This window comes from Streptomyces tateyamensis (assembly GCF_003205575.1).
Lineage (GTDB): Bacteria > Actinomycetota > Actinomycetes > Streptomycetales > Streptomycetaceae > Kitasatospora > Kitasatospora tateyamensis.
The window spans coordinates 1-23,584 of sequence record NZ_PYBW01000030.1; the positions used below are offsets into that span (position 1 = coordinate 1).

Sequence of the window (23,584 nt, forward strand, 5' to 3'; positions counted from 1 at the left end):
TGAGGCCCCCGGCCTTCTGTGGTTCGGGCAAGCAGCCGATCGGGCGGCTGGCGCTTCGGCCAGCCGCCCGATCGGCTGACGCTGCCTCAACGAGCGTTGCGGATGCGAGGCCACAGCAGCAGAAGCACGATCGCAATCACCGCTTGGACGCCGCTGAGCGGCAGGCTGATGGTGCGGTACTCGGGCAGGGTCCATGCCACGAGCGCGCTGATGGTGGCACCCGCTACCCACGCGACCCAGGTGGCACTCCGGTCGGCCCGGTAGGCGAGCGCCGTGGAGCTGACGAGCATCCCGATGGCCGGCATTACCAGCCAGTGTGAGCCGGTGGCTGCGGCCAGCAGGACGAGTGCTGCGGCCCCGCCCGCGAACCCTGCGGCGGAGCGCACCGTCTCGGACTGGTCGTGCTTCTGCATTGGTCTTCGATCTCGGCTCTTCGGCGATCAGCTGGGGGGATAACTACGTCAGGACGGGACGATCCGGCGGAAGGCCACGGCTTCGTTGTCCCAGTATCCGCCAGTGAAACTGGTGATCTGGATATTTTTGCCTGTCCGCGGCGCATCAAGGACGAGGTTCGAGCCCAGGTACATGCCGACGTGGCCGGGGTTGGTGGGCGTGCCGTCGGAGCCGGCCAGGAAGATCAGGTCCCCAGGCTTCAGCTGGCTGGCGGAGTATATGGGCGTTCCGTCGTACACCTGCTCGTACGTGGTGCGGTGGATCGTGAGCCCGGCTGCTTCGTAGGCCCGCATCATCAGGCCGGAGCAGTCGTAGCTTGGATCTCCGGTGCCACCCCACTGGTAGGGCATGCCCAGCTTGCTGATGCCGAACTGGATTGCCGTGACCACCTGCACTGGAGTCCCGGCTGGGAGTGAGAATCCAGCTGGGAGGGCGACGGGGTTGGTGATCGTCTGGCCGTCGCCGTCCCCGTTGGTACCGGCACAGTTCGCGGCGCCACCGCTTACGGTTCCGACCAGCCTTTTCGCCAGGTCCTCCCACTTCGCGTATGCGTCCGGGTAGGCGCTTCCCTGAACGCGCTGGGCGGCCTGTGCAACAGAGAGAGCTTCCCAGCCGGGGACCTTCGCCAAGGCGGCGTAGAACGCTTTCGACGCGTAGACCGGATCGACGAGCTGGGCAGGCGAGCCCCAGCCCTGCGACGGGCGCTGCTGGAAGAGGCCGACGGAATCCAAGTCGCCGTCTGGCCTGTTGATCAAGCTGCTCTCCTGCATGGCGGTGGCGATGGCGATCACCGCCGCCTGCGGGGGCAACCCCAAGCCGCCGGAGACCTGGTAGATGATCGCGGCGTTGTTGATCTGCTCGCTGGTCAGCGACTGCCCGTCCGCAGTAATCGTTCCCGGTGCTACCGGTGTCACGCAGCCTGTTCCCCCCACGTTGAGAGCGGGGGTCACGGCGGAAGCGCCGCCGGCCGTCAGGGCGATGCAGATCACGAGGCCGAACGGGACAGCCACGCCAGCAGTGCAAGCCTGGACGAGTTTCTTCATGAGCCACCCCTACGAACCAGGCCCAAGAAGCAGCTGCTCGATGCGAGAAGCAGGCTGCCTGGCCCATCAGATTTACTACAGCTAATCCTTAGCTGGCCAACAATAGGCTCATGTCAATCAGATGGGTCAACTGGAATCACTGTGATTCCTGATACACGACAACTGAAGTGAAGGTCAGGCGAACCGCGACCGGTCAGCGGGTTGCCGAGGCTGGGCTGCTGCGGTGAACGCCGTTCAGTGGCGCACTGAGCTGGTTGAGAGGAGCGGGGTCTGCCCCTGGCGTTGTTCGAGGGCTGCCAAGGCATTGCGAACCGCTGCGGACTTTCGGGCAGCGGCAACTTGTCGAAGCCACCGTGCCTCGTCCGCGAGTTCGGCAGCTCCGTGAGCAGGTAGGTCGGCGGGGCCGCACTGCGGGGTGGTGCCGCGTTCCCGTGCCCGCAACCCGAACCCGATCCAAACGGCCTGCGCCGCAGCCTCCAGGTCGCCTCCGCGCAGGCCGGCCGCTGACAGGCTCGACCTGATCTCTCGCCAGTCCTCGCAGCTGACGTACTGGCGAAGCAGCAGTGCCGCGTCTCTGATTTCGATCGTCCGTCGCAAGAGGCGGATGCTGAGATACCGGACCCCCGTGAGGTCATCGAGCAGAGTCGGGGGTGCGCCGAGGACGACGCCGGGAACCGCCGTGGTCAGCTCGCGCCACAGGGGCCGCAGAGCGAGCAGGTTCCGGATCTTGCTCAGGTTGTGTCGTCCGGCTTCCACCGTCGGTACCGAAATGCCGAGCACCATCAGCAGGACCGCGAGGATCAGGGGCGCTCGTGTGACGAAGAGCGCGAGGTTGTTGCCGCCGGGGACTCGAAGCCCGACCATCCAGGCCACGAAGAGCGCGCACCGCCCCACCGCGAAGAGCGAGCCGGCCAGGGTGCCAGCCATCATCAGCCAGACGCCCACGTTCAGGCACCGGGAGGTGGCCTTGCCGACTGCGGCCCACAGCATGCGGCTCGCGGCGATCATGGCGTACCCGAAGTAGACCTCGAAGGTCCCTACCGCGATGATCGCGGCCTTGTCGCCCTCGGCGGCCACGACGAACTCGCGGGCCTCCGGACACGGGGCGGCGATGAACAGCACAGCAAGCAGTCCGATCGCGGCAGCCGCGAACGGCCGGCGAAAGCGGAGCATGCCGCCTGCGGTCGCTGGCGGGCTCACGGCAGCCACCCAGTCCAGCAAGGCCGCACCGGAACAGATCCCGAGGCTGTAGAAGATCAAGCCCGACAAGTTGGCGATGCCGGCGAACCTGTCGGTGGCTGCGATTGCGGGCGGCAGGTGGGTGGTCAGTGCCAGGCCGAGCCAGAGCAGCGCCCACCAGAGTGAGCGCTTGATCGGCGAGCGCCGAGCGCACGGCAGTCGCCAGATCACCACCAGCCAGAGGAGGGCAATGGCGACCTGCTCAACCACAGCGTTCGTCCCGGAGAGGATGGCCGAGCGCCTCGCCCAGGCGGTCGATGAGCTTGAAGGGCCTGCCATCCACGCGGGCGTGCCCAAGACCGGCTCGCTCGATCAGGAGCGAAGCAACCATCTCGGCTTCGCGCTCCTCGATCTTTGAGTAGCTGTGCCGAGTCGCGAACATGTGCGCCAGGGCCGCTGGCTCCAGATCCGGGAGAGCCTGGCGCAGTGCCGTGGTGTCGAGGACTTCGTCGGGGTAGTGGTCGCAGAGCATGTGACCGACCTCGTGAAGCGCGATGGCATCGCGGTGGAGCGGTGAGGTGTCCTGCTCGACGTAGATCTGGTCCTCGTTGTCCAGCTTGGTCCACCATCCGCTGGCGAAGCCGTCGCCCGCTGCCAGCCCAGGCACGAGGATGAGCTTGATACGTCGGCCGCGGTGTTCGCCGACCGACGCCAGAAACTGCGGCAGATCAAAGGGCTGGGGAACCGGAACCCCTCGCACCCGCTCGTAGCAGGACGCGCGCAACCGCCTCAACTCGCGCATACAAGCCCTCCTGATACACCCGGGGCTCCAGGTCGCTGCAATGGCACAGCACCCGGCATCTCGCCCGGCCGTCAATCAGCGTATGCGAACGATTGCGAAGGGTTGGCCGACGGTATCGAATTGTGACGGTTCTGTGGACGTGGTGGTTGTCACTCGCCGGGCGTCTCGGATTCATCGTCGCCGTCGGGGAGCCCCTCGACAGCTCGCGCCGCCTCGATCATCTGCGCGATGCCAGCCAGGCCACGCGCTGAGAGGCCGTCCGCGCGCAGGACCAGCTGCCGCACCCCCTCATCGCGCAGTGCTGAGAGGACCCTCAGCTGCTCGTTGGCCCGCTCGGCTGCCTCGTCCTCGTAGAAGTACATCGGCGAGACGCCGAAGAACTTGGCGATGGCAGTGAGCCTGCTGTGCGTCGGATCGGTGCGCTTGCCGGTCTTCAGTTGCCACAGGTAGGTGGCCGACAGCACCTGCTCGCCGGCATCGGCGTTGATCCGCTCTGCGACCTCGGCGTTGCTGTACGGGCCTCGGCCGGCAGGGTGGACGACCTTGAACAGGTGGTCGAGCCGGGCGGCGATCGTGCTCGGCTGCTCCTGTGTCGGCGTTCCTTCGTCGGTCATGGTGCCGGTGGACCCCCTCTGTGGACGCATGTGACGACCCCTCATGGTCGCGCACAGTGACACTTATTAGCCAGTGTAAACGGAGAGTGTCGGCGTGAGGCTGATCACAGTGATTCTGGTTGACGAGGTGCATTCACTCCTGCCTATCTTTACTCATCACCTCGTTAGCCAGAGTAAATCGCAGCCGTTCAGTGCGCGTACCTCGAAGCAAGCGGGCGATCCCTCACCGTCCGCCCGTCCGCTACTGCGGAGGCGACTTCCCGCAGCCGAGCCGGCCCCGCCGAGCGACGGCGCGCCCGCACTAGGAGCCCGGATTGTCCACCTACCTGCACCTTGCCCAGTCGGCGCACACCTTGCTCGCTGATATCCAGAATCCCGCACCGGCTGACCCGACCAACGGCTCGAAGGGCGCGAACCTGCTGCTTTCGTACGCGAAGTGGGGGGCGCTGATCGCGTGCGCCGTGGCCGCCGTCGTCTCCGGTGGCCTCATGGGCGTCGGTCACCTCAGCAACCGGCCGGACAGCGCGGAGAAGGGCAAGCGGGCTCTGGTCTGGTCCCTGGGCGGCGTCATCGTCACTGCCTGCGCGATCCCGGTGGTCAACACCGTCTTCGGCGCAGCGGCATAGCAGAAACGATCCTGCGAGCACCCCATGAGCAACCAGTTTCTCGACCGCCGCCCGCGTCGCAGGCTCCTCCCGCTCCTCCTTCTCGCGGTCGTCGGCCTCCTGGCCTTCGTCGCCGTCGGCGTGGCGATCGAGTCCGGCGGTGCGCCACGTGGGCCCAAGATCTACACGCCGCCAGCCGCCATCCCACCGCCCGGCTCGGTGACCGGAGTCGGTCCGAGCGGGTCGCCCGCACCTGGCAACACCGGCCCACTCCAACTCGTCCAGGGCGACAAGCTGATCAACGGCGTCTCCGTCGGATACCCCCACTCCATGATCGGCGCGGTCTCCGCCGCCGTCGAGTACTGGCGCCAGATCGGTTCCACGCTCGACCCCGACCGAGCCGCCACCGTCGGCCGACTGGTCGCCGATCCCTCGTGGTCCGATGCTCCACAGCAGTTGGCCGCCGGACCCACTAGCGCTCGCAAGGCCCTCGGCGTGACGACGGATGGCCCCGCCCCGGCAGGTGCAGCGGTGATCCTCGCGCCCGTCGAGTACCAGCTGCGCTCGGTCTCCGCCGACAACGTCCAGGTGCTGCTGCTGGCCACCTACACCACCAGTTCGCCCGCCCAGGGGCCGCAGACGCGCATGGGCGTCTACCCGCTCGACCTGCACTGGGCGGCCTCTGGCGACTGGAAAATCCCGGCCCCGTCCGGCACCGACACCACCGACTACAGCAGCCTCGTCGCCGAGCCAGGGTCCGTCCAGGCATCGGCGAAGGGCTGGCAGGAGTTGAAGCGATGACCCCGGCCCACACAAGCACCAGCAGCCGGGAGACGACATGCCTTGCGGTCTGAGCGACCCGGTCAGCTGCGCCCTCGGCCCCGTCCTCAACACAGTCGCTGGAGACGCAGCGAGCAGCCTTGCGTCCTCAGCGTGGAACTCCATCTGCAAGTCCTTCGCTGACGCGTGCACCGAAGTCCTCAAGGCGTTCGCGAACGCCTTCGTGAAGATCCCGCCCATCGACCTCTCGGGCCACGGCATCCGCAGCGTCTACGCGATATCCCTCGGCCTCGCGAGCCTCATCGCGGCGCTGCTCCTCATCGGTCAGGTGATCCGGACCGCCATCACGCATGACGGCTCCGCCCTGGCCACCGCCTTCGTTGGCGTCGGCAAGGCCGCCCTCGCGTTCATGCTCACCCTCACCGTCGCCTCCACAGCACTTCTCGCAAGCGACGAAGTCACCAAGTTCATCGTCGAGAGCACCTTCGACAGCCAGCAGGCGTTCAGCGACAAGATCTCCAAGCTGATCGCATGGAGCCCCGGCAACAGCGCATCGCTCCTACTGATCTTCGCGATCCTCGGCATCCTGCTCACCATCGTCCTGTGGTTCGAGATGTTGATGCGCAACGCCGCCATCGCCGTCCTGATCGCCACCTCGCCGATCTCAGCAGCCGGCCAAGTCTCGAAGTCCACGAAGTCCTGGTGGACCAAGCTGGTCAGCTCCACCGTCCAGCTGATTATCCTCAAGCCCATCGTGGCCTTGGTGTTCGCGCTCGGCTTCGGCTTGGCAGGCGACTCGCAGGACCTGTCCAGCACGCTCTCCGGCATGCTCGTGCTGCTGCTCGCAGCTCTGGCCTGGCCGTCCATCGCCAGGTTCTTCACCTTCGCCAGCGTGCAGGTCGGCGGGGGTGCCGGTCTGGCCGGGCTGCTCGGCTTCGCCGGTGGTCGTCTCAGCGCGGGCGGTGGTCCGGCGTCCGGTCCCTCTCCGGATACGTTCGGCCAGGAGAGCGCCAGTCGCACGATGAGCAGCTTCGCCAGCAAGGGCGGAGCAGCTTCCGGCGGTGCGGGGGCGGCGGCTGGAGGTGCCGGCGGTGCGGGGGCGGCGGCCGGAGGCGCTGCTGCTGCTGCCGGTCCGATCGGCATGGCCGCTGCTGCCGGTGTGAAGCTCGCCCAGCAGGCCGTCAATTCGTTGGCGGGCGGCATGGAGAAGATGGCCGGACACGCGGGTGCGCAAGGCGCGAACCCGTACGCGGCGCAGCCGGCCGGGTACGTCAACCGCCACGCGGGCTCGCCGCTGCCAACCAGCGGATTCCTTCCGGACCAGCCCAAGCCGGACTGGTCCGGCCAGCAGGAGTCGCAGGCCGAACCGGTGGAGCCGGCCGGGCAACAGACGGACCACCAGCAGGCACTCCAGGACACCACCCCGGATCTGCCGGTCACCAGTGCTCCGCGCAGCGACCCGCCCACGATCGAGATGCCCCCGGTGTCCGCAGGCCCGCCCGCCGGTGCCGCAGCCGCCAGCGCCGCGCCCCCGGCAGGTCCCGCACCGCAGAGCGCGACCGTACCGGGCCCCCCGCTCAGGGCACCCCAGCCCGGCAGCCCCGGCATCGCGCCGACCGCGTCCGGCACGGCGGCACCCGCACCGGCCCAGGCTCCCAGGACCGGGCCGACCTCTGGTGCAGCCCCGCTGAACGCCACTCGGCCAGCACCCAGCGCGCGGCCCGCCGCGATCCAGGACCATGCGGCACCCGCACCCGCACCCGCACCGGCCCCGTCGGAGCGCCCCAGTGCGCCCCGACCCGAGGCTGCCCCCGTCGAGCGCCCCGCCGCGCCGTCTGCCGTCACCAACCCTGACCAGCCCGAAGGAGGCGACAAGTCATGACCACCGAGACGGTCCCCACCCGCACGTACTTCGGGTGGCAGCAGGAGAAGGTCGCCTTCCTCTTCGGACTCAGCGTCCAGCGAGCCGCCATGGTCGGCGGCGCCGTCCTCGCGACGATCTGGCCGTTCGCCATCTCGTACGTGCGGGCCGGCATCGTGACTTGGCCCCTCTCCCTTCTCCTCTTTCTACTCGCGTTCGTCCGGATCGCCGGCCGCACAGTTGACGAATGGGCGGTCGCCTTCGTGTCCTTCGAAATCCTTCGCTTCCGAGGGCAGAATCGTTTTCTCTCCGGCGCCTTCGCACCACGCAAGGCCGGGACGGGCGAGCCGAAGATGGACCTGCCCGGCATCCTTGCCCCGCTGACAATCCTCGAAGCGGACGGCGGCAGCGGCGACCCGATCGCAGTGATCCACCACCAGCTCGACCGCACGTTCACGGCGGTCGCCCGGGTTCGCTTCCCCGGCATCGGCCTGGTCGATTCCCAGCGCCGCGAGCAGCGAGTGGCCAGCTGGGGCGAGCTGCTCAACAGCCAGTGCACGGAGGGCAATCTGATCATCCGGATTCAGGCGCTCCAGCGCCTGGTCCCGGAGTCCGGCGCCGCGCTCCAGCGCTGGCACACCGACCACGTCGCCACCGACGCTCCCACCATCGCGGTGGATATCACCAAGTCGCTGCTGTCCACCGCAACCCTGGCCACCAGCCAGCGGGAGGCGTACCTCGCGTTCACGATGGACGCCACCCGCGCCGCCGGCCCCATCAAGGCAGCCGGTGGCGGCAACGCCGGAGCTGCCGCCGTCCTGGTTCGCCACCTGCGGGCCCTGACCTCCTCGATCGCCTCCGCGGACCTCCAAGTCGAGAGCTGGCTCAACCCGCGCGAGCTGGCCGAGGTCCTGCGGACCGCCTTCGACCCGGACTCCAGCCGGATGCTCGCAGAGCGACGGGCAGCGGCCACGGCAGCCGCGTTCCGCGGGCACGAGGTCCCCTTCGAAGCAGGGGTGGACCCGGCAGCGGCAGGCCCGTCCGCCGCCGAGAGCTGGCGCGGCCGGTATGAGCACGACGGCGCCGTGTCGGTCACCTACGCCGTCCTCAACTGGCCCAAGAACAAGGTCTACTCGACCGCACTGGCCCCACTGTTGGGCGAAGGTCAGTACCGCCGAGCGTTCAACCTGCACATCGAGCCCCGCGGCCCCCGCGCTGCAGAGCGCGAAGTGATGCAGGAACGCACCGCCCGCGAGGTCGCAGTCAGCATGCGGCACAAGACCGGCCAGATCATCCCGGAGCACGAGAAGCAGGCCCTCCGCCGTGCCGAGGCCCAGGACGCTGAACGGGCCGCCGGCCACGGCCTGGTCCGCTACACCGCCTACTGCACCGTCACCGTCACCAATCCCGCCGACCTCGAAGACGCCTGCGCCGCGCTGGAGGCCGACGCCAACCAGGGCCGGATCGAACTCCAGCGCATGTGGATGGCCCAAGACGTGGGCTTCGCTCTCGGAGCGCTGCCGGTCGGCATGGGTCTGCCCAAGAAGCGGGTGGCGTGATGTTCCGCCGACGTACCGCCGACCTCCCCGTTCTCGACCTGACCGAAGTGCTCGGCCGACCCGCCCCGGTCGTACTCAAGTCTGCGGCGGGGAAGAAGCCGAAGCAGCGCCGGGAACCGGTCGCGCCCCGGCGCGGCTATGCCCGCCCGTACGCCGGTCGCGCGCCCAGGATGCCAGCCGCCCCGGTGTTCAGGGGCAGCACCGGTCAGGTCCAGGGCCTGTACCCATGGCTGTACGGGGCCTCTATGCCCCCGGCCGGCGCCTACATCGGCGTGGACTGCCTCGCTGGCGGCGCCTTCTCCTGCCATCCGATCGAGTGGCTGCACCGCGGACTGATCACCAACCCGAACCTGCTGGTGACCGGCGTGCCCGGCACTGGCAAGTCAGCCACGGTCAAGGTTCTCGCGACCCGGCTCGCCGCCTACGGCGTGCGCACCTTCGTTCTGGGCGACATCAAGAACGAGTACGCGCCGCTGGCCAGGGCATTCGGCGTGGAGCCGGTCGAACTCGGACCCGGGCTCAGGAACAGGCTCAACCCGCTGGACGCTGGGCCGCTCGGCAGCAACCTGCCCACCGACCCGGAGGAACTGCGGGAGCGCCTGGACGAAGTCCACCGCCGCCGGATCACCCTGCTCTCCTCCCTGCTGGTCATGCGGCTCGGCCGCAACCTGACGCCTACCGAGGAAGCTGCTCTCTCCCTCGCCATCCAGCACGCCTCCGGCCAGGCCACCGGCGCCAGCCACCTCGTAGACCCGACGATCCCGCAGGTCTGGGCCCTTCTGCGCGACCCGCTGCCCGAGATGGCCGAGGACCTGCGAGTCCGCGACGCCGACGTGACCGAACTGCGGGAGATGATCCGTCCGGCCGCCGACGCGCTCGGCAACATGGTCCGTGGCAGCCTCTCCGGCCTGTTCGACGGGCCGACCACCGTCCGACCCGACTTCGACGCGCCGATCCAGACCGTTGACCTGTCCCGGATCGACGGCCGCGGCGACGAGACCGTGGCCATGACCCTTGCGTGCGTGTCGAGTTGGGGCCAGGCCGCGATTGACGAGCCCGGCGGCCCCGTGCGCCTGGTCGTCCGCGACGAGCTGTGGCGCGCGATGCGCGTCCCGGCGATGATCCGCAAGCTGGACTCAGACCTGCGACTCTCCCGTGCTCAGGGCACGATCCAGGTCCTAAGTACCCACCGCCTGGCGGACTTTGAGGCTGTCGGCGCCCAGGGTTCAGAGGAAGTCAGCATCGCCAAGAACCTGATCGCATCCTGCGACGTGCGGATCTGCCTGCGCCAGGACACCGCGCCCCTCGCGATGACGCGCGACGCGATCGGCCTCACTGACACGGAGTGCGCACACATCGCCAGCTGGTCAGGCGAACAGATCGGCCGCGCGATCTGGAAGATCGGCAGGAACTCCAGCCATGTGGTCCAGACCATTCTGAGCCCGGCCGAGCGCCAGCTGTACTACACCAACGAGCGGATGGCTGTGTGAGATGGCCGCCTCGAACTCCACCGTCGCCCGGCGGCCGGTGCTGGACGGCCCGTCGGACTACCTGATCGTCCTGCTGATCATCGTAGCGGTCACGGTCACCGCGGGGACCTGGGCTACCGGCCAGGTCGCCGGGCTGATCACCCACGCAGCCTGGCCCGCCGTCCCGTTCGGCGACGCCTTCGCCGTCGCCAAGCAGCTCCCTCACCACCTGGACGATCCGAGGTCGGCCTGGCCCGAGCCGGTCCGCCGTGACCTGCCTGGTCCGGTCGGCTTCGCCGTCGCCAGCGTCATCGTCGCCTCCGCGATGGCCACGGCGGGCGCCTTCGCCCTTCGCCGTCTGAACCGCAGCCGGTCGGTGCGCGGCTTCGCGTCCGCCACGCAGCTGTCGAAGACCCTTTCCACCGCGGCCGTCGTGAAGCGCGGGACCATCGTCCGGCCCTCCCTCAAGGGCCGCCGGTTCACCGCCGACGACGTCGCGGTGCAGCTCGGCCGAACCATGGCCGGAATGCTGCTGTGGGTCTGCGTCGAGAACTCCGTGCTGATGCTGGCCGCCCCGCGACAGGGAAAGACGAGCCAGGTGATCATCCCCTGGATTCGGGCCTGGCACGGCCCGATGCTGGTCACCAGCGTCCGCGGCGACGTGCTCGACGCGACCGCGCTGATCCGACGCGGACTCGGCCCGACGCTCACGATGGCGCCGACCGGCATGGTCGATTGGCCGGACCAGGTGCAGTGGTCACCTACCAGCGGCTGCGAGAACTTCGGCAAGGCCATGCAGCGGGCCGACCTCATGGTCAAGATCGGCAAGAGCGAGACCACCGACTCAAGCGGCGCCGGTTTCTTCGGTGCCACCGCGACAAGCTTGTTGGCCGGCTGGCTGCATGCCGCAGCGATCACCGGCCGCAGCATGGCGGATGTCCTGCGCTGGGGCTTCAACGCCCACGTGGAGGAGCCGATCAAGCTGCTCGCCGAGTCTCGCCACGCAGAGCCAGGTGTCGCCGAGATGCTCGATAGCCTCTACCGAAACCCCGGCGACACCCGAGCGAACCTGTTCGCGACCGTCCAGACAGCCCTCACCCCGCTGTTCTCGCCGCTGGCCCGCGCGACCTTCGTCCCCAACGCCGGCAACGGCATCGACATCGAGGACTGGCTGCGCAGCAACGGCACCATCTACCTGCTGGTGGACAAGGAAGAGGCCACCGCACTCGCCCCGCTGATCTCCGCCTTCGTCTCCGAGGTCTTCGGCACCGCCAAGCGCCTCGCCGACCGCTCACCCGGAGGCCGACTCGACCCGCCGCTGGGAGCGCTGCTGGACGAGGTCGCCAACATGTCGCCGCTGCCCAACCTCCCCGATCTGATGAGCTTCGCGGGCGGTTCGGGCATCTACGTTGTCGCCGTCCTCCAGAACATGGCGCAGGCCCGCAAGACCTGGGGACGCGACGGGGCGGAGATGCTCTGGGGCAGCTCCACCGTCAAGATCGCCCTCGGCGGTCTGGGCGGCGACGAGCTCGAAGAGTTCTCCAAGCTCGCCGGGATCTACCGCGAGTCCCTGACGACCTACCAGAGCGGCAGCCACGGAACCACCATGCAGACCACCCTCCAGGACCGTAAGACCGTCACCCCGGACGAGATCCGCACCCTGGACGAGGAGCGGCGCGAGGCCCTGGTCATTCACGCCACCACCCCCATCACCAAGGTCCGCATGCTGCGTCACTACGAAGGACCCGACCGCAAGGCGTACGAGGAGAGCATCGAGTGGTCGCGGCGCTACCGCGCTGGCGAACTCGACCCCCACGAGGTCGCCGCGTGACCCCGCGACCCGCATGGAGCGGGCGTCACATCGAGCCGCGCTCCGACGCCGACCGGCGCTGGGAATCCCGCTTCGACCGGCGCCACCACCAGGGCCTGCTCCGCCGCCCCGAGCCACCGATCGACTGCACCCTGCGGTGGAGCGGGCCGGTGCGCGGGATCGACGGCGCGCTCTACCACGCCGGCGAGGACCACACCGGCGCCCCGGTGGTCGTCGTGTTCAGCCCCGGCTACCAGGAAACCGTCCCCGCGCTGTGGCCGACGGACGACTGGGCCGACCACCGCGCCCTCACCGAGGGCCGATTCCTCCCCGTGAGCACCTGGCGGCCCTCGCGGGCCGACCACGAGGACCTGGTGCTGGCCTACCTCGTTCAACGCCCGCGCGAACTGACCGATCTCGGCGGGTGGGTGCCCGATGACACGTTCACCACCCATGCCCGCTACGGCATCTACGAGGCGATGCTGGCACTGCACGCAGACGCCGAACCGGTGACCCCCACGACGATCGTGGACCGCGTCCGCCGGAGCACCGACGAGCTGTCCCCCCACCTTGCGCGGCTGGCCGCCGACACGATGGACACTGCCGCCTACCTGCGTCGGCTCAAAGTCACCCCGAGCACGTCGATCGAGGCACTCGACGCCGCCGTGCACCTCGTGATGGCCGACTGGAACGCGGCCTCGTCCGCCGGCCATACGAACACGGCGCACCAGCCTGCGAGATGCCCGGACACCCTCTTCCATGCCCCCCGCACCCTGCCCGCCCAGCTCCAGGACCAGACATGACCGAGACCGCGATCACGCCCATCGGCAGAGTCAAGCACCGCCCGCACGCCCGGATTCGCCGTCTCCGCGGGCGCCGCGCTGACAGTGCGCCGACCACCAGCACCGACTCTGCCGCGGCCGAGGCGAACCCTCGCACCCGGCTGGTCGAGTGGCACACCATGACCGGCCCCGAGCGCATCGCAGCTTGGGGCGGCCTCTGTGACTGGGTGACCTGGCTCCACGACCGCTACGAGCTGGCCGTCGAGTCGAGGTTGCCGCAGTGCTGGGCGGAGCACCCCGGGCTGATCGAGGAACTGTGGGCGCTCAAGGTCTGGCGGGAAGAGATCTACGGGGCCGCCCCTGAGCAGCAGGTCGGTCAGGCCGCCCGCTACTGGCATGCCGAACTGCGCACGGTGGTCGCCAACGCGTCCACCGTCTACGCCACGGCCTGCCGCACCGGGCACCGCGGCCCCGAGTTCCGGGCCGCTGAGTCCCCGGAGCTTCAGCAACGCTGGACCGACGCCGACCCCTGGGCCGGGATTCCCGGCCGACTGCTGGCCGCCCACGCAAACACCGCCGAAGCTGGCAGCCCGGACCGCCTCACCGCAGCCCAGATGGACGACGCGCGCGCCCGCGGCCTCGCAACGCCGATCAGCCCCGGCATCCCCGAGTACGTGAGGTTCGCCGACGCCTGGTGGGCCGTCGAGATCGGCGGTGACTGGCTGCGCATCGTCAACGAGGAGCTGCTGGAGCGGCTCGAAGACGCGGCTGCCCGGATGGCCGCCGCCGATGATGCTGCCCGCCGCTACAGGGAAGCGACCACCGGAACGAGGACAACCCGATGACCCACCCCGATCTCGTGCTCCGCGCCGAGCAGGCCGTCATCGGTTCAGCACTGCGCGACCGCCAGCGCCTTGACGACATCGCTTACCTCACCCCGGACCGCCTGGCCCACCCCACCCACCGTGCCGTTCTGACCGCGTTGATCGAGTCGCGTACCAGCGACCCGACGATGTCGGCCGCCCGGCTGCCCGAGCTGATCGAGCAGCGCACAGCTATCAGCGGAGTCAACGCTGACTACCTGCGTCGGCTCGCCGACGCCGCGCCGCAGCCTCGCAACATTGCCAGCTACGCCCGCATGGTTCAGGAAGCCGCTGTCCGCCGAGACCTCGCACTCCACGTTGACCGACTCCGGACGACCAGTTCGAGCCTGCGCGGTCCGGACCCGGTGCTCGACCGGCTCACCCAGGCGATGCGGCGCACCGAGCAGGCGGTTCCGGTGGCCATGCTCAACGAGCCGGCCCCCGCGTCGTACGAGCCCCGGCCGCAGCTGGCCGGGGAGCAAGACGTCCGGGTCGAGGTTCGCCTTGAGCGTCAGGACACCGTGCTCGCGGATCTTCTGCAGCATCCCGAGCAGGTCCGGGAGGTCAGCGGCTGGCTGTACCCGGAGGTGTTCGAGGAGGGTCCGCGCCGCGAGGTCTACGAGGCCATCGTGGTCGTCGCCGAGCGGGGAGAGCCTGTCGATCAGCTGACCGTCGAGTGGGAGGTCTACCGGCAGGACCCGCAGACATACGAGGTCAAGGTGGAGGTGAGCGTTGAGGAGCGCCCCGACTACCTCACCCGCCTCGCCACCACGGCTGTTGTCGTTGGTGCCGCAGTCGAACTCTCGGGCGAGATCATGGCTGAGGACATTCGGGCGAAGCTTGCCACCGACTTCGGCAACATCGACGCCACCACCCGCATGCCCGGGGTGGAACCCAAAGCAAGCTTGGACGTCAGGGCGACGGCGGTGGCCCCGCGAGTGGAGCCGGCACCGCTCCTGCAACCGCCGCCAGTTCAGCAGACTCCCACCATCCAGCCGAACATCCGGCCGTGAGGGGGTCTGCCATGATCAACGCTAAGAAGCCGGGCCTGCTGGCCGACCTCAGCCACGTGGCGATGGACGCCGCACTTGGCGATGGCACCGCGGAGTACCTCAGCGAGACGATCCGCGACTTTGTTCGGCTCCGGGGGAGCTGGTGGATGTTCGACCGGGCCGGCTGGTGGGAGGTCACCCGAGCCGACGTCGCTGATGGGCTGGACCTCATGGCGGAGAACATGCGTCTCGCTGACCTAGCCGTGCGGCGCAACACCGGCTGATCAGAGCCGCAGTCATCAGCCCGGCGAACAGCGCGTCACACGAGCACTGGTCGCCGGGCGCGACGTGTGCTTCCCGTTGCCAGCAGCCCGGTGGAACTTCACTCGTCAGATGTAGTCGATGAAGTCGCTCCCGGCGTGCTCGATGTAGGCCGTTGAGCCGGTCTGTGCCGCGCGAGCAACCTCGCGGAGCCGGTCCATGCTGCGGGGGTTGAGGACAGTGGCCCACTGCTCGACCGGGCGGGCGTCCCACTCGCTGTGCTCGTCGGGGTCGAGCCGGATGGACGCGAGCTGCTCGGGGCGGAGAGCGCCGCCATCGAAGATCAGCCCGAACTTGTTCGCCGGCCAGGTCGGCTCGGGTGGGAGGAAGTGGACAGCGAGCAGCCGACCGCACGCCAGTGTGAGGCCCGTCTCCTGCTCGGTCTCGCGCACCGCGGTTCCGCGCGGGGTCTCGCCGGGGTCCATCTGGCCGCCCGGGTACTGCCAGATCTGTCCCTTGTCGGGTTTGTAAACCGAGGAGTTGAGCAGGACCGGCTGGCCCTGCTCGTCAGTGATGTAGAGGGAGGCGTACGCGGTCGCCCGGGGAAGGGTGGCGATGAACTCTTCGGGCGGGAGCCAGTTGCCGCGCTCCGGGTCGGGTTCGGGCAGGAAGCTCTCCATCAGTCCCTCCAGCTGATCGGGGTGTTGAGGACGTCGGCGGCCCACTGGTAGTGGCCGGTGTCGCGGATGTCCTTGTCCTGCTCGGGGTAGAGGTCGCAGCTCAGCAGGGCGATCGTGTGCAGGTAGTCGGCGAGGTCGTCGCGCCGGTCGGCGGGGAGGTCCTCGGCGGCGGCGGCGAGAAGGCGGTTGCGGACGTCGACGCGGTCTTCGTCGTACATCCGGTAGTAGGCGCAGGCGCCGGCGAGGTCGTAGAGCGGGTCTCCGAGCAGCGTGAAGGTGCCGAAGTCGATGATGCCGGAGACCTTGCCGTCGGCGACGAGGATGTTGTCCGGGTAGAGGTCGCCGTGGATGACGCCTTCGGGCCCGTTGTAGGGGCGGGCGAGTCGCGCGGTGAGGCGGTCGGTGATGTGGTCGACGGCGGGGACGTCGAGCCGCAGGTGGGTCAGCACCTTGGGGAGCTTCTGTGCGAGGAGGCGGCGCAGGAAGGCGTGCCAGTCTTCGCCCTGGTGGGCCGGGTCGGGGTCGAGTAGCATCCGCCGGTCGAGCGGGGTGGTCAGGCGCAGGCCGGTGAAGTCGCGGACAGCGGTCAGGTAGGCGTGTTCGGTGGCCGGGTCGGTGAGGTCGAGGGCGTCGCCCATCGGGGTGCCGGGCAGGCGGGTCTCGGTGACGGCCAGCAGGGGGCCGTGCTGCTCGATGTTCTGGATCTCGGGCAGGGCGAAGGGGACGGTGTTGCGGGCGAAGCGCCGGTAGAGGTCGGCGATGGTCTCCAGTGCCTGGCGCTGGTCGGGGTCGGCGTAGACCTTGAGGACCTGGTCGTGGCCGAGGGCGTAGACGCGGGCCTCGGTGCCGGCGGCGATCAGGTCGGCGGGGGTGAGTCCGTGGGCGACGAGGAGCTGGTGTTCGGCGTCGGCGGTGATGCTGCTGGCGTCTCGGCGGGTGATCACGGCGTGCTCCGGGTGATGGCGGTGACGACGGTGCGGTTCTCAGGGCGGACGGGGCCGCCGGTGAAGTCCCCGGCGAAGGAGACGACGGCGAATCCGGCCTGGTGCAGGGCGTCTTCGAGTTCGGGTCGGGAGTACATGCGGGTGCGGCAGGTCGCGGACCAGCCGGGCCGGGTGTAGGTGACGTGGGCGTGCTTGGCCTCCCAGTCGTACCAGGCGCTCTCGGTGACCCCGTTGTACGTAACGGTTTTGGTGCTGATGGGTTCCGTGCCGTGCCGGTTCTCGTGTTCGGCGCGCTCGCGGGTGGTCAGTTCCATGACGAGGTGGCCGCCGGGCTTGAGGACGCCTGCCCAGGCGGTGAGGGCGGCGAGGTCGTCTTCGGGGGTGTCGAGGTAGCCGAAGCTGGTCCACAGGTTGAGGATGACGTCGAACTCCCCGGGCGGCGGGTTGCGCATGTCGGCCTGGTGGAAGTCGGCGCCGGGGTGGAGGGCGCGGGCGCGGGCGATCTGGTGGGGCGAGGCGTCGATGCCGGTGACGTGGAGTCCGCGGGCGGTGAGGGGGCCGGTGTGCCGGCCGAAGCCGCAGGGGACGTCGAGGACCCGGGTGCCGGGGGTCATGAAGTCCTTCGCGCAGAGGGCGTCGAGGTCGGCTTCGGTGCTGTCGTACTTGCCGAGGGCGCGGAAGGTCTCCTCGAAGCCGGGGTCGAAGAAGGCGTCGGCCCAGTCGTCGGGGGCGGTCACGAGGGCGGTGTCGTTCACGGCGTGGGCTCCAGGGTGGTCAGCAGGAGGGAGTGCAGGTCGCGGGTGTCGGCGGCGACGAGGTAGCGGGCGGTGACGTCGGGGCCGTCGAGGCGGACCGGGCGGCCGTGCTCGTCGGTGATGTGGCGGCCGGTGGCGGTCAGGAGATGGCACAGGGCGGCGATGTCCCAGGCCCGGTGGCCGCACATCTCAGCGACGGCTCCGGCGGCGGTGCCCCGGGCCACTTCGGTGAGTGCCCGGGTGGACTCGAAGGCGTCGACCAGCAGCGGGTTCCCGGCGGGCAGCTGCCCCCGCAGTGCGGCCGGTTCGAAGTAGCAGGCGTGGACGGGTCGCTGGTCGGGCGGTTGAGGGGTGGGCCGGAACGTCGCCTGGTCTTGGTCGGCGATGGCGAGGACGCCTGCGGCGGGGAAGGAGGCGACGGAGAATTCGGGTACCTGGCCGCGCCAGGCGCTGACGAGGACGGCGAAGTCGGTGGAGCCGTCGAGGTACTGGCGGGTTCCGTCGAGGGGGTCGATGTACCAGGTCAGCACGCGGTGGTTCGTGTTGGCCTGGTGGGTGGCGGGGTCTTCCTCGGTGACGATCACTCCGGTGGGGTCGAGGTGGGTGATCGACTTGACGAGGAGCTGTTCGGCGTCGGTGTCGGCGGCGGAGACGAGCGTGCCGTCCGCCTTGCGGCGCACGTCCTCCGGGCCGGCCATGCTGGCGCCCGGCCAGGTGCTCAGGAGGCGGGCGGCGGCCTGGTCCACGGCGGCGACCAGGCTGCGTGACCAGTACGCGGGCTGGGTCAGGGGCGTCACGCCGCCGCTCCCGTCAGCGCTGTGGCGATGTGCTCGCCCCACCCCTTCCAGGAGAACGCGGGGTCGTAGGCGGGTGGGGTGCGCGGCCGGTGGTACTGGGTGCGCATCGCGTCGATCAGCTCGGCGCTCTCGCGCTCGCCCTGGCCGACGGTCAGGTGGATCTCCTCGGGGCGGCGCGGGTGCATGCCGGGGATGTCGCTGAGGATGGTCGGGCGCCGGTGCGCGATCAGCGCGCTGGCCGGGCCGGAGGTCTCGCCCAGCCAGGGGCCGCGCAGCTGGATGCCGCAGTCCGCGGCGAGTAGCAGGGCGTCGAACTCGGCGTCGGGGAGGTAGCCGGTGTGGCGGATGGTGGGGTCGGCCGGGACGGTGAGGCCGTCGCGGGCCTCACCGGCGAGCAGGAGCAGGGCGTCGTCGGGTCGGTCGGGCCAGTTCCGCCAGGCGTCGAGCAGGGTGGGGATGCGCTTGTAGGCGCCGAGGAAGCCGAAGGTGGCGAAGATGAACGCTTGCTCGGGGAGGCCGTGGCGGGCGCGGGTGCCGGCCACGGGGGTGAGCGGTTCGACGGGGAAGGGCAGGTGGCGGATGTCGGCTGCGGGGTGGCGGTCGGCGAGGTGCTCGGCCAGCAGTGGGGAGTGGACCAGGACGCGGGTGGCCGCTTCGATCGCCAGGTCCTCGATGTCGGCGTTGAGGCTGTAGCGGTCGATGTGCGGGTGGTCGGCGAAGTACCGCTCCATGGCGGCCCGGGTGTCCAGGCGGGTGCCGACCGCGGCGGAGATCCGGGTCAGGACGGCCTGCTGCTCGGCGGTGGGCAGTTGGTCCCACGCCTCGTAGTAGTAGTCCAGGTTGTTGTACTCGTGGAGGAGGACCGTGCCGGGCCGGGCGGCGAGGGCGCGGAAGGCGCCGTGGTGGAGGGTGTTGTTGCCCAGGTGGTAGAGGACGTGGTCGAAGCCGCTCGGATCGTAGCCGGGCCCGGCGATCCGGCGGGTGGTGAAGTGCCGGGCGAGGTGGGGCAGGGATTGGGTGATGTACGCGGCGACGCCGCTCTTGTCGCGTTCGCCGGGGCCCCAGATGCCGAGGGTGGGCAGCTGCTCAGACACGGGCCGCTCCGACGGCGGGGCGGGCGGCGTTGATCGCCTCGATGTAGGCGGAGGTGGTGTTGGCGATGCTGCGGGCGATGCCGAAGTACCGGGTGGCGCGGTCGGCGGCGGCCCGGCCAGCGTGGGCCCGCAGGGTGGCAGAGGCGGCGAGTTCGTCCAGCGCGGCGGCGTAGGCGGCGGGGTCGGCGGTGTCGACGAGTCGGCCACTGTCCTGAGTGACCACCTCATTGAGGCCGTCGATGTCGCTGACAACCGCCGGGGCGCCGTGCTGCATGAACTCGATGACGGCCAGTCCCAGCCCTTCGGCGGTGCTGGGCTGGGTAACCAGGTCGGCGGCCTCGGCGAGCAGGTCGCGCACCGCATCGTCCTGGTCGGTCAGGAGCGTGACCTGGTCACCGTGCCCGGCGGCCCGCTCAACCAAGTACTGGAGGTAGGCGTTGTCTGAGCCGTTGGTGGAGCCGAGCAGGACCACTCGGCAGTCGGCGCGGGTGGCCATCAGCTTGTAGGCGTCCAGCAGCCGGTGCTGGGCCTTGCGGGGGGTGTAGCGGCCGGTGAGGGCGATCAGCAGGCCGTCGGTGGGCACGCCTGCGGCGTGCGCGAGGAAGTGCCGGGCGGCCCGGCGGTCGTGGACGCGCGGCCGGTGGGGAACGCCGAGGTGGACGGTGCGGATGCGCTCGGCCGGGTACCCGAAGCCGGCGGCTTGCCGGGCGAACGTGCGGCTGCCCGCGAGGACCAGCGTAGGCGTGCAGGTCCTCGCGACGAAGCGGCTGCGGGCCTCGCCGCCGGGCTCCGTCTGCGGCCGGGTCTCGTGGAACGAGGCGACGACGGGCACCGTCTCGGCGAGCCCGGACATGTGCGTCAGGAGCAGCGCGGCCTGGGTGTGGGTGTGGACGACGTCCACCTGGGCGTCGGCCAGCGGCGCGAAGTCGTCCAGGGCGGCGAACAGGCCGCGCTCCCACGGCACCGCGTTGGGGTCGGGCGGCTGGAGGAGCGCGCCGCCGCGCAGCACCCGCGCCCCGTTCTCCCAGGTCTGGGCGGGCTGGTCCGGGGAGTCTCGGTTGGTGAGGACGGTCACCTCGTGGCCGGCTGCGGCGAGGTGTTCGGCGAGGGTGGTGACGTGGGTCTCCATGCCACCCCGGCGCGGGCGGTAGGTGGTGCTGACCAGTCCGACGTGCATGCTGTTCCTCCTTCTCCGGTCCCGGAGGCGGTCAGGCGGTAGCGGGCAGGTGGTCCAGGAGCTGGGGCAGGGCGGTGATCACGGGCACCGGCAGTTCCCGGTAGACCTGGTGGCGGTCGTAGAGGACGGTGTCGGTGATGCCGGCGCGAAACGCGCCGAAGATATCGTTGATCAGGCCGTCCCCGACGAACAGCGCGTCCGCGGGCGCACAGCCGAGCTGGCCGAGGGCGGAGGCGAAGATCCCGGGCTCCGGCTTCTCGACTCCGGCGAGGGTCGAGTCCGCGACCACGTCGAAGAACTCGATCAGCCCGAAGCGGGTCAGCTCCTCCACCAAGGTGCCGTCCGAGTTGGAGACTGCGGCCACCGCCAGGCCCCGCCGACAGATCTCGCCGAGCACCGCGACCGCGTCCGGGTCGAGGTCGCGGTACAGGTCGGTGCGGTCCGTGCAGCGCTGCCAGGCACGGCGGCCGGTCTCCGACCCGACACCCAGCAGCTGACCCCACACGGCGCCGACCTTCTCGGGCCGGGTCAGGCCCTGTGGGAAGTCGAGGTGGTGGACCTCGGCGGCGGCGGCCAGCGCGGCCTCCGCGGTCTTCGCGCCGATGCCGGGTGCGCCGACGGCAGCGAGTTCCTCGCGCATCACCTCCCCGCTGGGGTGGATGAAGGTCATCCCGATGTCGAACAGCACCGCCTTCCGGGGCTTCACGCGATCACCGCCAGGAAGGAGGCGTCGAGCGCGGGCCGGGTGCCGGCGCACATCGCCAGGTACTCCTCGCGGAGCGCGCTGCCGATCGGGTGGTCACCGTGGCGGGGGCTGTGGCCGTTGACCTGGCCGACGATGCGGACTTCGTCCAGCGTGCCGGTGACGAAGACCTCGTCGGCGCCGTGCAGGTCGCCGGGGGTCAGCGGCTGCTCGGCGGCCGGGATACCGAGGCGCTCCGCGAGGGCCAGCACGGTGGCGCGGGTGATGCTGGCCAGGATGCCGTCCGTGAGCGGTGGCGTGGTGATCCGGCCGTGCCGCACGGCGAACACTGCGGCGCCCCCGGTCTCGGCGACGTTCCCGTGCTGGTTCAGCAGGATCGCCTCGTCCGCCCCCTTCTCCAGCGCCTCCAGCCGGGCCAGGCGGAACCCGGAGTACGCGGCGCCGGTCTTCGCGGCGGTCGGCAGCGCGTCGTCCGCGATCCGCCGTCGGCTGCTGACGATGCACCGCATCGGCTCCATCGGCCGCACCGGCGCCGGGAAGCACGTGACGATCGTGCCGGTGGTCATCTCCGTGCGCTCCGCGGTGTACCGGCCGGTGTCCACGTACACCGACGGGCGCACGTACACGTCGCCCTGCGGGTCGAGCGCGGCCAGCAACTGCGTGATGCCGTCGTGCAGTTCGGCGGCGAGGCCGGGGTGGGGGATGTGCATCAGGGCGGCGGAGGTCTCCAGGCGCTCCAGGTGGGCGGTCAGCCGCACGATGGCGAGGCGGCCGTCCGGCTGCCGGTAGGCGCGCAGGCCCTCGAAGACGTTCACCGCCCGCATCGCGGTCTCGGTGGTGACGTGGACCGTGGCTTCCGCCCACGGCCGCACCTTCCCGTTGTGCCAGATCAGTTCAGGGACGTTGGTGTTCATCGTCCTTCTCTCTTCCGGGTCGGGGTGGTGCCGGGAGGCCGACCGGCTTGGTCGGCCTCCCGGCACCGCGTAGGGAGCGCGGTCAGGCGGCGGGCGGCACCTTGACGTCCAGGTGGGCGGCGAGTTCGAGCAGTGCGGGGGTCGCCTCGCGGCGGCACATGAAGTCCTCGTCCCGCGCACCCTCGACCAGGTACGGGTGGAACACCGAGCCCTGCTCGAAGCCCTCGGGGTCCAGGAAGAACACCTTCATGCCGCGCTCGCGGGCCCGGGCCTGCACCCGGCGGCGGTCGGCGTGGCTGCCGATCACCAGCAGCGACTTCGCCCCCGGGAGGAAGGGGACGTCCGGGATCTGCTCGTGGTAGCGGCGGACGTAGTGCTCGTCCAGACCGGCCCTGGCCATCAGGCCGTCGAAGTTGTTGGTGATCACGGGCCCCACGAGGTGCCCCGCGTCCGCCAGGCCGCGCAGGGTCCGGTGGCCGATGGTCGGCTCCGCCTGGAGGCACGCCCGGGTCATCTCGGTCAGCTCCGGCATCTTCGACTCCGGCGCACCGAGGATCTCGGGCAGGAAGGTGTCCTCCCCGGGCGACAGCACGAACCGGTGATCGCTCATGTCCGTGACCCGGTAGACCTCGTGCAGCCGGTGCAGCGGCGGCACTCCCGCCTCCACCGACATGCCGCACCCGACCTCGACCTGGAACGGCAGGAAGTCCGCGATCATGGACAGGTCCGGGATCAGCGTCGGGTTGCCCCGCTCCTCCTTGATCCGCATGCCGGCCGCCATCACCTTCCACGGCATGTTCTGGTCGTGCAGCGCGGGTATGTGTCCGGCGGAGGTGATCGTCACGTCCAGGCTCTCGTACCCGGCCGGGAGCGTCCGGGCAGCGAGCTCGTCCTGCGGGTGCACGCGGTGCGGCATCACCGTGCACTCCAGGTCCCCGCGCCGCCACAGGCCACGCTGCCCCGGCTGCCAGCCGCCGTCCGCGAGCGCCTTGCGGACCCGGTCGAAGTGGTGGGCCAGCTCGGCCTCCGGGTACGAGGCGCTGTGGAAGACGTACAGCTCGGGGACGGTGAGCACCGTCCCGCCGCCGGTCCTCTTGGTGTCGTAGCGGTAGCGGTAGTGCAGGATGCGGCGGCGGCCGTCCTCCGGGCCGGTCCAGCCCGATTCCGCCGTGTTGCGGGGGTCCTGGGTGCGCCGCCACAGGCCCTCTTCCAGGTCGCGGGGCCGGTCGCGCCGGCTGACGTACTGCTCCCACCGCTTCGCCAGGGTCGGCGAGAGTTCCTGTGCCTCGTACGGGAAGTGCATGGTGCTCTCCCTGTTGTCGATGTCCGCGCCGCGAGGGCGCCCAGCCGGTTCGTGATCAGGTCCCCGCACCTGCGGGAGGCACGCGCTGTACCGCGCGGGCAGGGTGGTGCAGCAAGATCACGAGACTCAGGAGCTGGCAGTGCG

The 23,584-nt window shown here is 70.1% G+C and carries 24 protein-coding genes; 10 read left to right on the forward strand and 14 right to left on the reverse strand.

The genetic code is table 11. From position 1 onward, the window contains the following. Positions 1-86 precede the first annotated feature (86 nt). The 5 genes from C7C46_RS09405 to C7C46_RS09425 all read right to left on the reverse strand — a co-directional run bounded on the left by C7C46_RS09405 (position 87) and on the right by C7C46_RS09425 (position 4,091). A complete protein-coding gene (locus C7C46_RS09405) occupies positions 87-413 on the reverse strand; it encodes a hypothetical protein (RefSeq protein WP_110667727.1) in 327 nt (108 codons plus the stop codon). Positions 414-461: 48 nt separating this feature from the next. Then, positions 462-1,496 (reverse strand): C40 family peptidase, encoded by a 1,035-nt coding sequence (locus tag C7C46_RS09410; RefSeq protein ID WP_110667729.1) that lies wholly within the window; start codon positions 1,494-1,496, stop codon positions 462-464. Positions 1,497-1,730: 234 nt separating this feature from the next. Beyond that, positions 1,731-2,945 carry an MAB_1171c family putative transporter gene (locus tag C7C46_RS09415; RefSeq protein ID WP_110667731.1) on the reverse strand — a complete coding sequence of 405 codons (1,215 nt, stop codon included), beginning with the start codon at positions 2,943-2,945 and terminating at the stop codon, positions 1,731-1,733. Further along, entirely contained in the window at positions 2,938-3,477 is a 540-nt protein-coding gene (locus C7C46_RS09420; protein WP_110667733.1) for a hypothetical protein, read from the reverse strand. Before C7C46_RS09420 ends, C7C46_RS09415 begins: the two co-directional genes overlap by 8 nt. Before the next feature lie 149 nt (positions 3,478-3,626). Then, positions 3,627-4,091 carry a helix-turn-helix domain-containing protein gene (locus tag C7C46_RS09425; protein ID WP_110667735.1) on the reverse strand — a complete coding sequence of 155 codons (465 nt, stop codon included), beginning with the start codon at positions 4,089-4,091 and terminating at the stop codon, positions 3,627-3,629. Between the two features lie 314 nt (positions 4,092-4,405). Here C7C46_RS09425 and C7C46_RS09430 point away from each other — a divergent pair, with 314 nt between their 5' ends. From C7C46_RS09430 to C7C46_RS09475, 10 genes are read left to right on the forward strand one after another with little or no spacing between them, the layout of a single operon-like run. Next, a complete protein-coding gene (locus C7C46_RS09430; RefSeq protein ID WP_110667737.1) occupies positions 4,406-4,717 on the forward strand; it encodes a hypothetical protein in 312 nt (103 codons plus the stop codon). A 24-nt stretch (positions 4,718-4,741) separates the two neighbouring features. Further along, positions 4,742-5,497 (forward strand): DUF8175 domain-containg protein, encoded by a 756-nt coding sequence (locus C7C46_RS09435; RefSeq protein WP_110667739.1) that lies wholly within the window; start codon positions 4,742-4,744, stop codon positions 5,495-5,497. Positions 5,498-5,534: 37 nt separating this feature from the next. Beyond that, positions 5,535-7,358: a hypothetical protein gene (locus tag C7C46_RS09440; protein WP_110667741.1), complete on the forward strand. Its 1,824-nt coding sequence runs from the start codon at positions 5,535-5,537 to the stop codon at positions 7,356-7,358. Continuing rightward, positions 7,355-8,896 carry an SCO6880 family protein gene (locus tag C7C46_RS09445; RefSeq protein WP_110667743.1) on the forward strand — a complete coding sequence of 514 codons (1,542 nt, stop codon included), beginning with the start codon at positions 7,355-7,357 and terminating at the stop codon, positions 8,894-8,896. Before C7C46_RS09440 ends, C7C46_RS09445 begins: the two co-directional genes overlap by 4 nt. Then, complete coding sequence (locus C7C46_RS09450) at positions 8,896-10,386, forward strand: VirB4 family type IV secretion system protein (protein WP_110667745.1); 1,491 nt, start codon at positions 8,896-8,898, stop codon at positions 10,384-10,386. Before C7C46_RS09445 ends, C7C46_RS09450 begins: the two co-directional genes overlap by 1 nt. A gap of 1 nt (position 10,387) precedes the next feature. Then, positions 10,388-12,196, forward strand: coding sequence for a type IV secretory system conjugative DNA transfer family protein (locus C7C46_RS09455; RefSeq protein WP_110667747.1), 1,809 nt, complete (start codon positions 10,388-10,390; stop codon positions 12,194-12,196). After that, positions 12,193-12,978, forward strand: coding sequence for a DnaB-like helicase N-terminal domain-containing protein (locus C7C46_RS09460; protein WP_110667749.1), 786 nt, complete (start codon positions 12,193-12,195; stop codon positions 12,976-12,978). Before C7C46_RS09455 ends, C7C46_RS09460 begins: the two co-directional genes overlap by 4 nt. Next, positions 12,975-13,802, forward strand: a complete 828-nt coding sequence (locus tag C7C46_RS09465; RefSeq protein ID WP_110667752.1) for a hypothetical protein — start codon at positions 12,975-12,977, stop codon at positions 13,800-13,802. The genes C7C46_RS09460 and C7C46_RS09465 overlap by 4 nt, the downstream gene beginning before the upstream one ends. Further along, positions 13,799-14,833: a DnaB-like helicase N-terminal domain-containing protein gene (locus C7C46_RS09470; RefSeq protein ID WP_110667754.1), complete on the forward strand. Its 1,035-nt coding sequence runs from the start codon at positions 13,799-13,801 to the stop codon at positions 14,831-14,833. Before C7C46_RS09465 ends, C7C46_RS09470 begins: the two co-directional genes overlap by 4 nt. Positions 14,834-14,844: 11 nt before the next feature. Next, entirely contained in the window at positions 14,845-15,096 is a 252-nt protein-coding gene (locus C7C46_RS09475; RefSeq protein ID WP_110667756.1) for a hypothetical protein, read from the forward strand. 105 nt (positions 15,097-15,201) lie between these two features. Here the strand turns inward: C7C46_RS09475 and C7C46_RS09480 are convergent, their stop codons facing one another. The 9 genes from C7C46_RS09480 to C7C46_RS09515 all read right to left on the reverse strand — a co-directional run bounded on the left by C7C46_RS09480 (position 15,202) and on the right by C7C46_RS09515 (position 23,440). Further along, positions 15,202-15,753 (reverse strand): NUDIX domain-containing protein, encoded by a 552-nt coding sequence (locus C7C46_RS09480; protein ID WP_110667758.1) that lies wholly within the window; start codon positions 15,751-15,753, stop codon positions 15,202-15,204. Further along, a complete protein-coding gene (locus C7C46_RS09485; protein WP_110667761.1) occupies positions 15,753-16,697 on the reverse strand; it encodes a phosphotransferase family protein in 945 nt (314 codons plus the stop codon). The genes C7C46_RS09480 and C7C46_RS09485 overlap by 1 nt, the downstream gene beginning before the upstream one ends. Next, positions 16,694-17,452, reverse strand: a complete 759-nt coding sequence (locus C7C46_RS09490; protein WP_110667763.1) for a class I SAM-dependent methyltransferase — start codon at positions 17,450-17,452, stop codon at positions 16,694-16,696. Before C7C46_RS09490 ends, C7C46_RS09485 begins: the two co-directional genes overlap by 4 nt. Next, positions 17,449-18,249 (reverse strand): inositol monophosphatase family protein, encoded by an 801-nt coding sequence (locus tag C7C46_RS09495; RefSeq protein ID WP_181442273.1) that lies wholly within the window; start codon positions 18,247-18,249, stop codon positions 17,449-17,451. Before C7C46_RS09495 ends, C7C46_RS09490 begins: the two co-directional genes overlap by 4 nt. Further along, the gene (locus C7C46_RS34905) at positions 18,246-19,343 is read right to left on the reverse strand and encodes a glycosyltransferase family protein (RefSeq protein WP_181442274.1); all 1,098 of its coding nucleotides are present in this window, start codon (positions 19,341-19,343) and stop codon (positions 18,246-18,248) included. The genes C7C46_RS09495 and C7C46_RS34905 overlap by 4 nt, the downstream gene beginning before the upstream one ends. After that, positions 19,336-20,520 (reverse strand): glycosyltransferase family 4 protein, encoded by a 1,185-nt coding sequence (locus tag C7C46_RS09500; RefSeq protein WP_110667768.1) that lies wholly within the window; start codon positions 20,518-20,520, stop codon positions 19,336-19,338. Before C7C46_RS09500 ends, C7C46_RS34905 begins: the two co-directional genes overlap by 8 nt. A 31-nt stretch (positions 20,521-20,551) precedes the next feature. Then, positions 20,552-21,226 (reverse strand): HAD family hydrolase, encoded by a 675-nt coding sequence (locus tag C7C46_RS09505; RefSeq protein WP_110667770.1) that lies wholly within the window; start codon positions 21,224-21,226, stop codon positions 20,552-20,554. Next, positions 21,223-22,137, reverse strand: a complete 915-nt coding sequence (locus C7C46_RS09510) for an aminotransferase class IV (RefSeq protein ID WP_110667772.1) — start codon at positions 22,135-22,137, stop codon at positions 21,223-21,225. The genes C7C46_RS09505 and C7C46_RS09510 overlap by 4 nt, the downstream gene beginning before the upstream one ends. 82 nt (positions 22,138-22,219) lie before the next feature. Further along, a complete protein-coding gene (locus C7C46_RS09515) occupies positions 22,220-23,440 on the reverse strand; it encodes an SIR2 family NAD-dependent protein deacylase (RefSeq protein ID WP_110667774.1) in 1,221 nt (406 codons plus the stop codon). Positions 23,441-23,584 lie beyond the last annotated feature (144 nt).

Coding starts and splice junctions, on each gene's coding strand:
- C7C46_RS09405 (WP_110667727.1), bottom strand. CDS start 413: ATGCAGAAGCACGACCAGTCCGAGACGGTGCGCTCCGCCGCAGGGTTC.
- C7C46_RS09410 (WP_110667729.1), bottom strand. CDS start 1,496: ATGAAGAAACTCGTCCAGGCTTGCACTGCTGGCGTGGCTGTCCCGTTC.
- C7C46_RS09420 (WP_110667733.1), bottom strand. CDS start 3,477: ATGCGCGAGTTGAGGCGGTTGCGCGCGTCCTGCTACGAGCGGGTGCGA.
- C7C46_RS09425 (WP_110667735.1), bottom strand. CDS start 4,091: ATGACCGACGAAGGAACGCCGACACAGGAGCAGCCGAGCACGATCGCC.
- C7C46_RS09435 (WP_110667739.1), top strand. CDS start 4,742: ATGAGCAACCAGTTTCTCGACCGCCGCCCGCGTCGCAGGCTCCTCCCG.
- C7C46_RS09440 (WP_110667741.1), top strand. CDS start 5,535: ATGCCTTGCGGTCTGAGCGACCCGGTCAGCTGCGCCCTCGGCCCCGTC.
- C7C46_RS09445 (WP_110667743.1), top strand. CDS start 7,355: ATGACCACCGAGACGGTCCCCACCCGCACGTACTTCGGGTGGCAGCAG.
- C7C46_RS09450 (WP_110667745.1), top strand. CDS start 8,896: ATGTTCCGCCGACGTACCGCCGACCTCCCCGTTCTCGACCTGACCGAA.
- C7C46_RS09455 (WP_110667747.1), top strand. CDS start 10,388: ATGGCCGCCTCGAACTCCACCGTCGCCCGGCGGCCGGTGCTGGACGGC.
- C7C46_RS09465 (WP_110667752.1), top strand. CDS start 12,975: ATGACCGAGACCGCGATCACGCCCATCGGCAGAGTCAAGCACCGCCCG.
- C7C46_RS09470 (WP_110667754.1), top strand. CDS start 13,799: ATGACCCACCCCGATCTCGTGCTCCGCGCCGAGCAGGCCGTCATCGGT.
- C7C46_RS09475 (WP_110667756.1), top strand. CDS start 14,845: ATGATCAACGCTAAGAAGCCGGGCCTGCTGGCCGACCTCAGCCACGTG.
- C7C46_RS09480 (WP_110667758.1), bottom strand. CDS start 15,753: ATGGAGAGCTTCCTGCCCGAACCCGACCCGGAGCGCGGCAACTGGCTC.
- C7C46_RS09500 (WP_110667768.1), bottom strand. CDS start 20,520: ATGCACGTCGGACTGGTCAGCACCACCTACCGCCCGCGCCGGGGTGGC.
- C7C46_RS09510 (WP_110667772.1), bottom strand. CDS start 22,137: ATGAACACCAACGTCCCTGAACTGATCTGGCACAACGGGAAGGTGCGG.
- C7C46_RS09515 (WP_110667774.1), bottom strand. CDS start 23,440: ATGCACTTCCCGTACGAGGCACAGGAACTCTCGCCGACCCTGGCGAAG.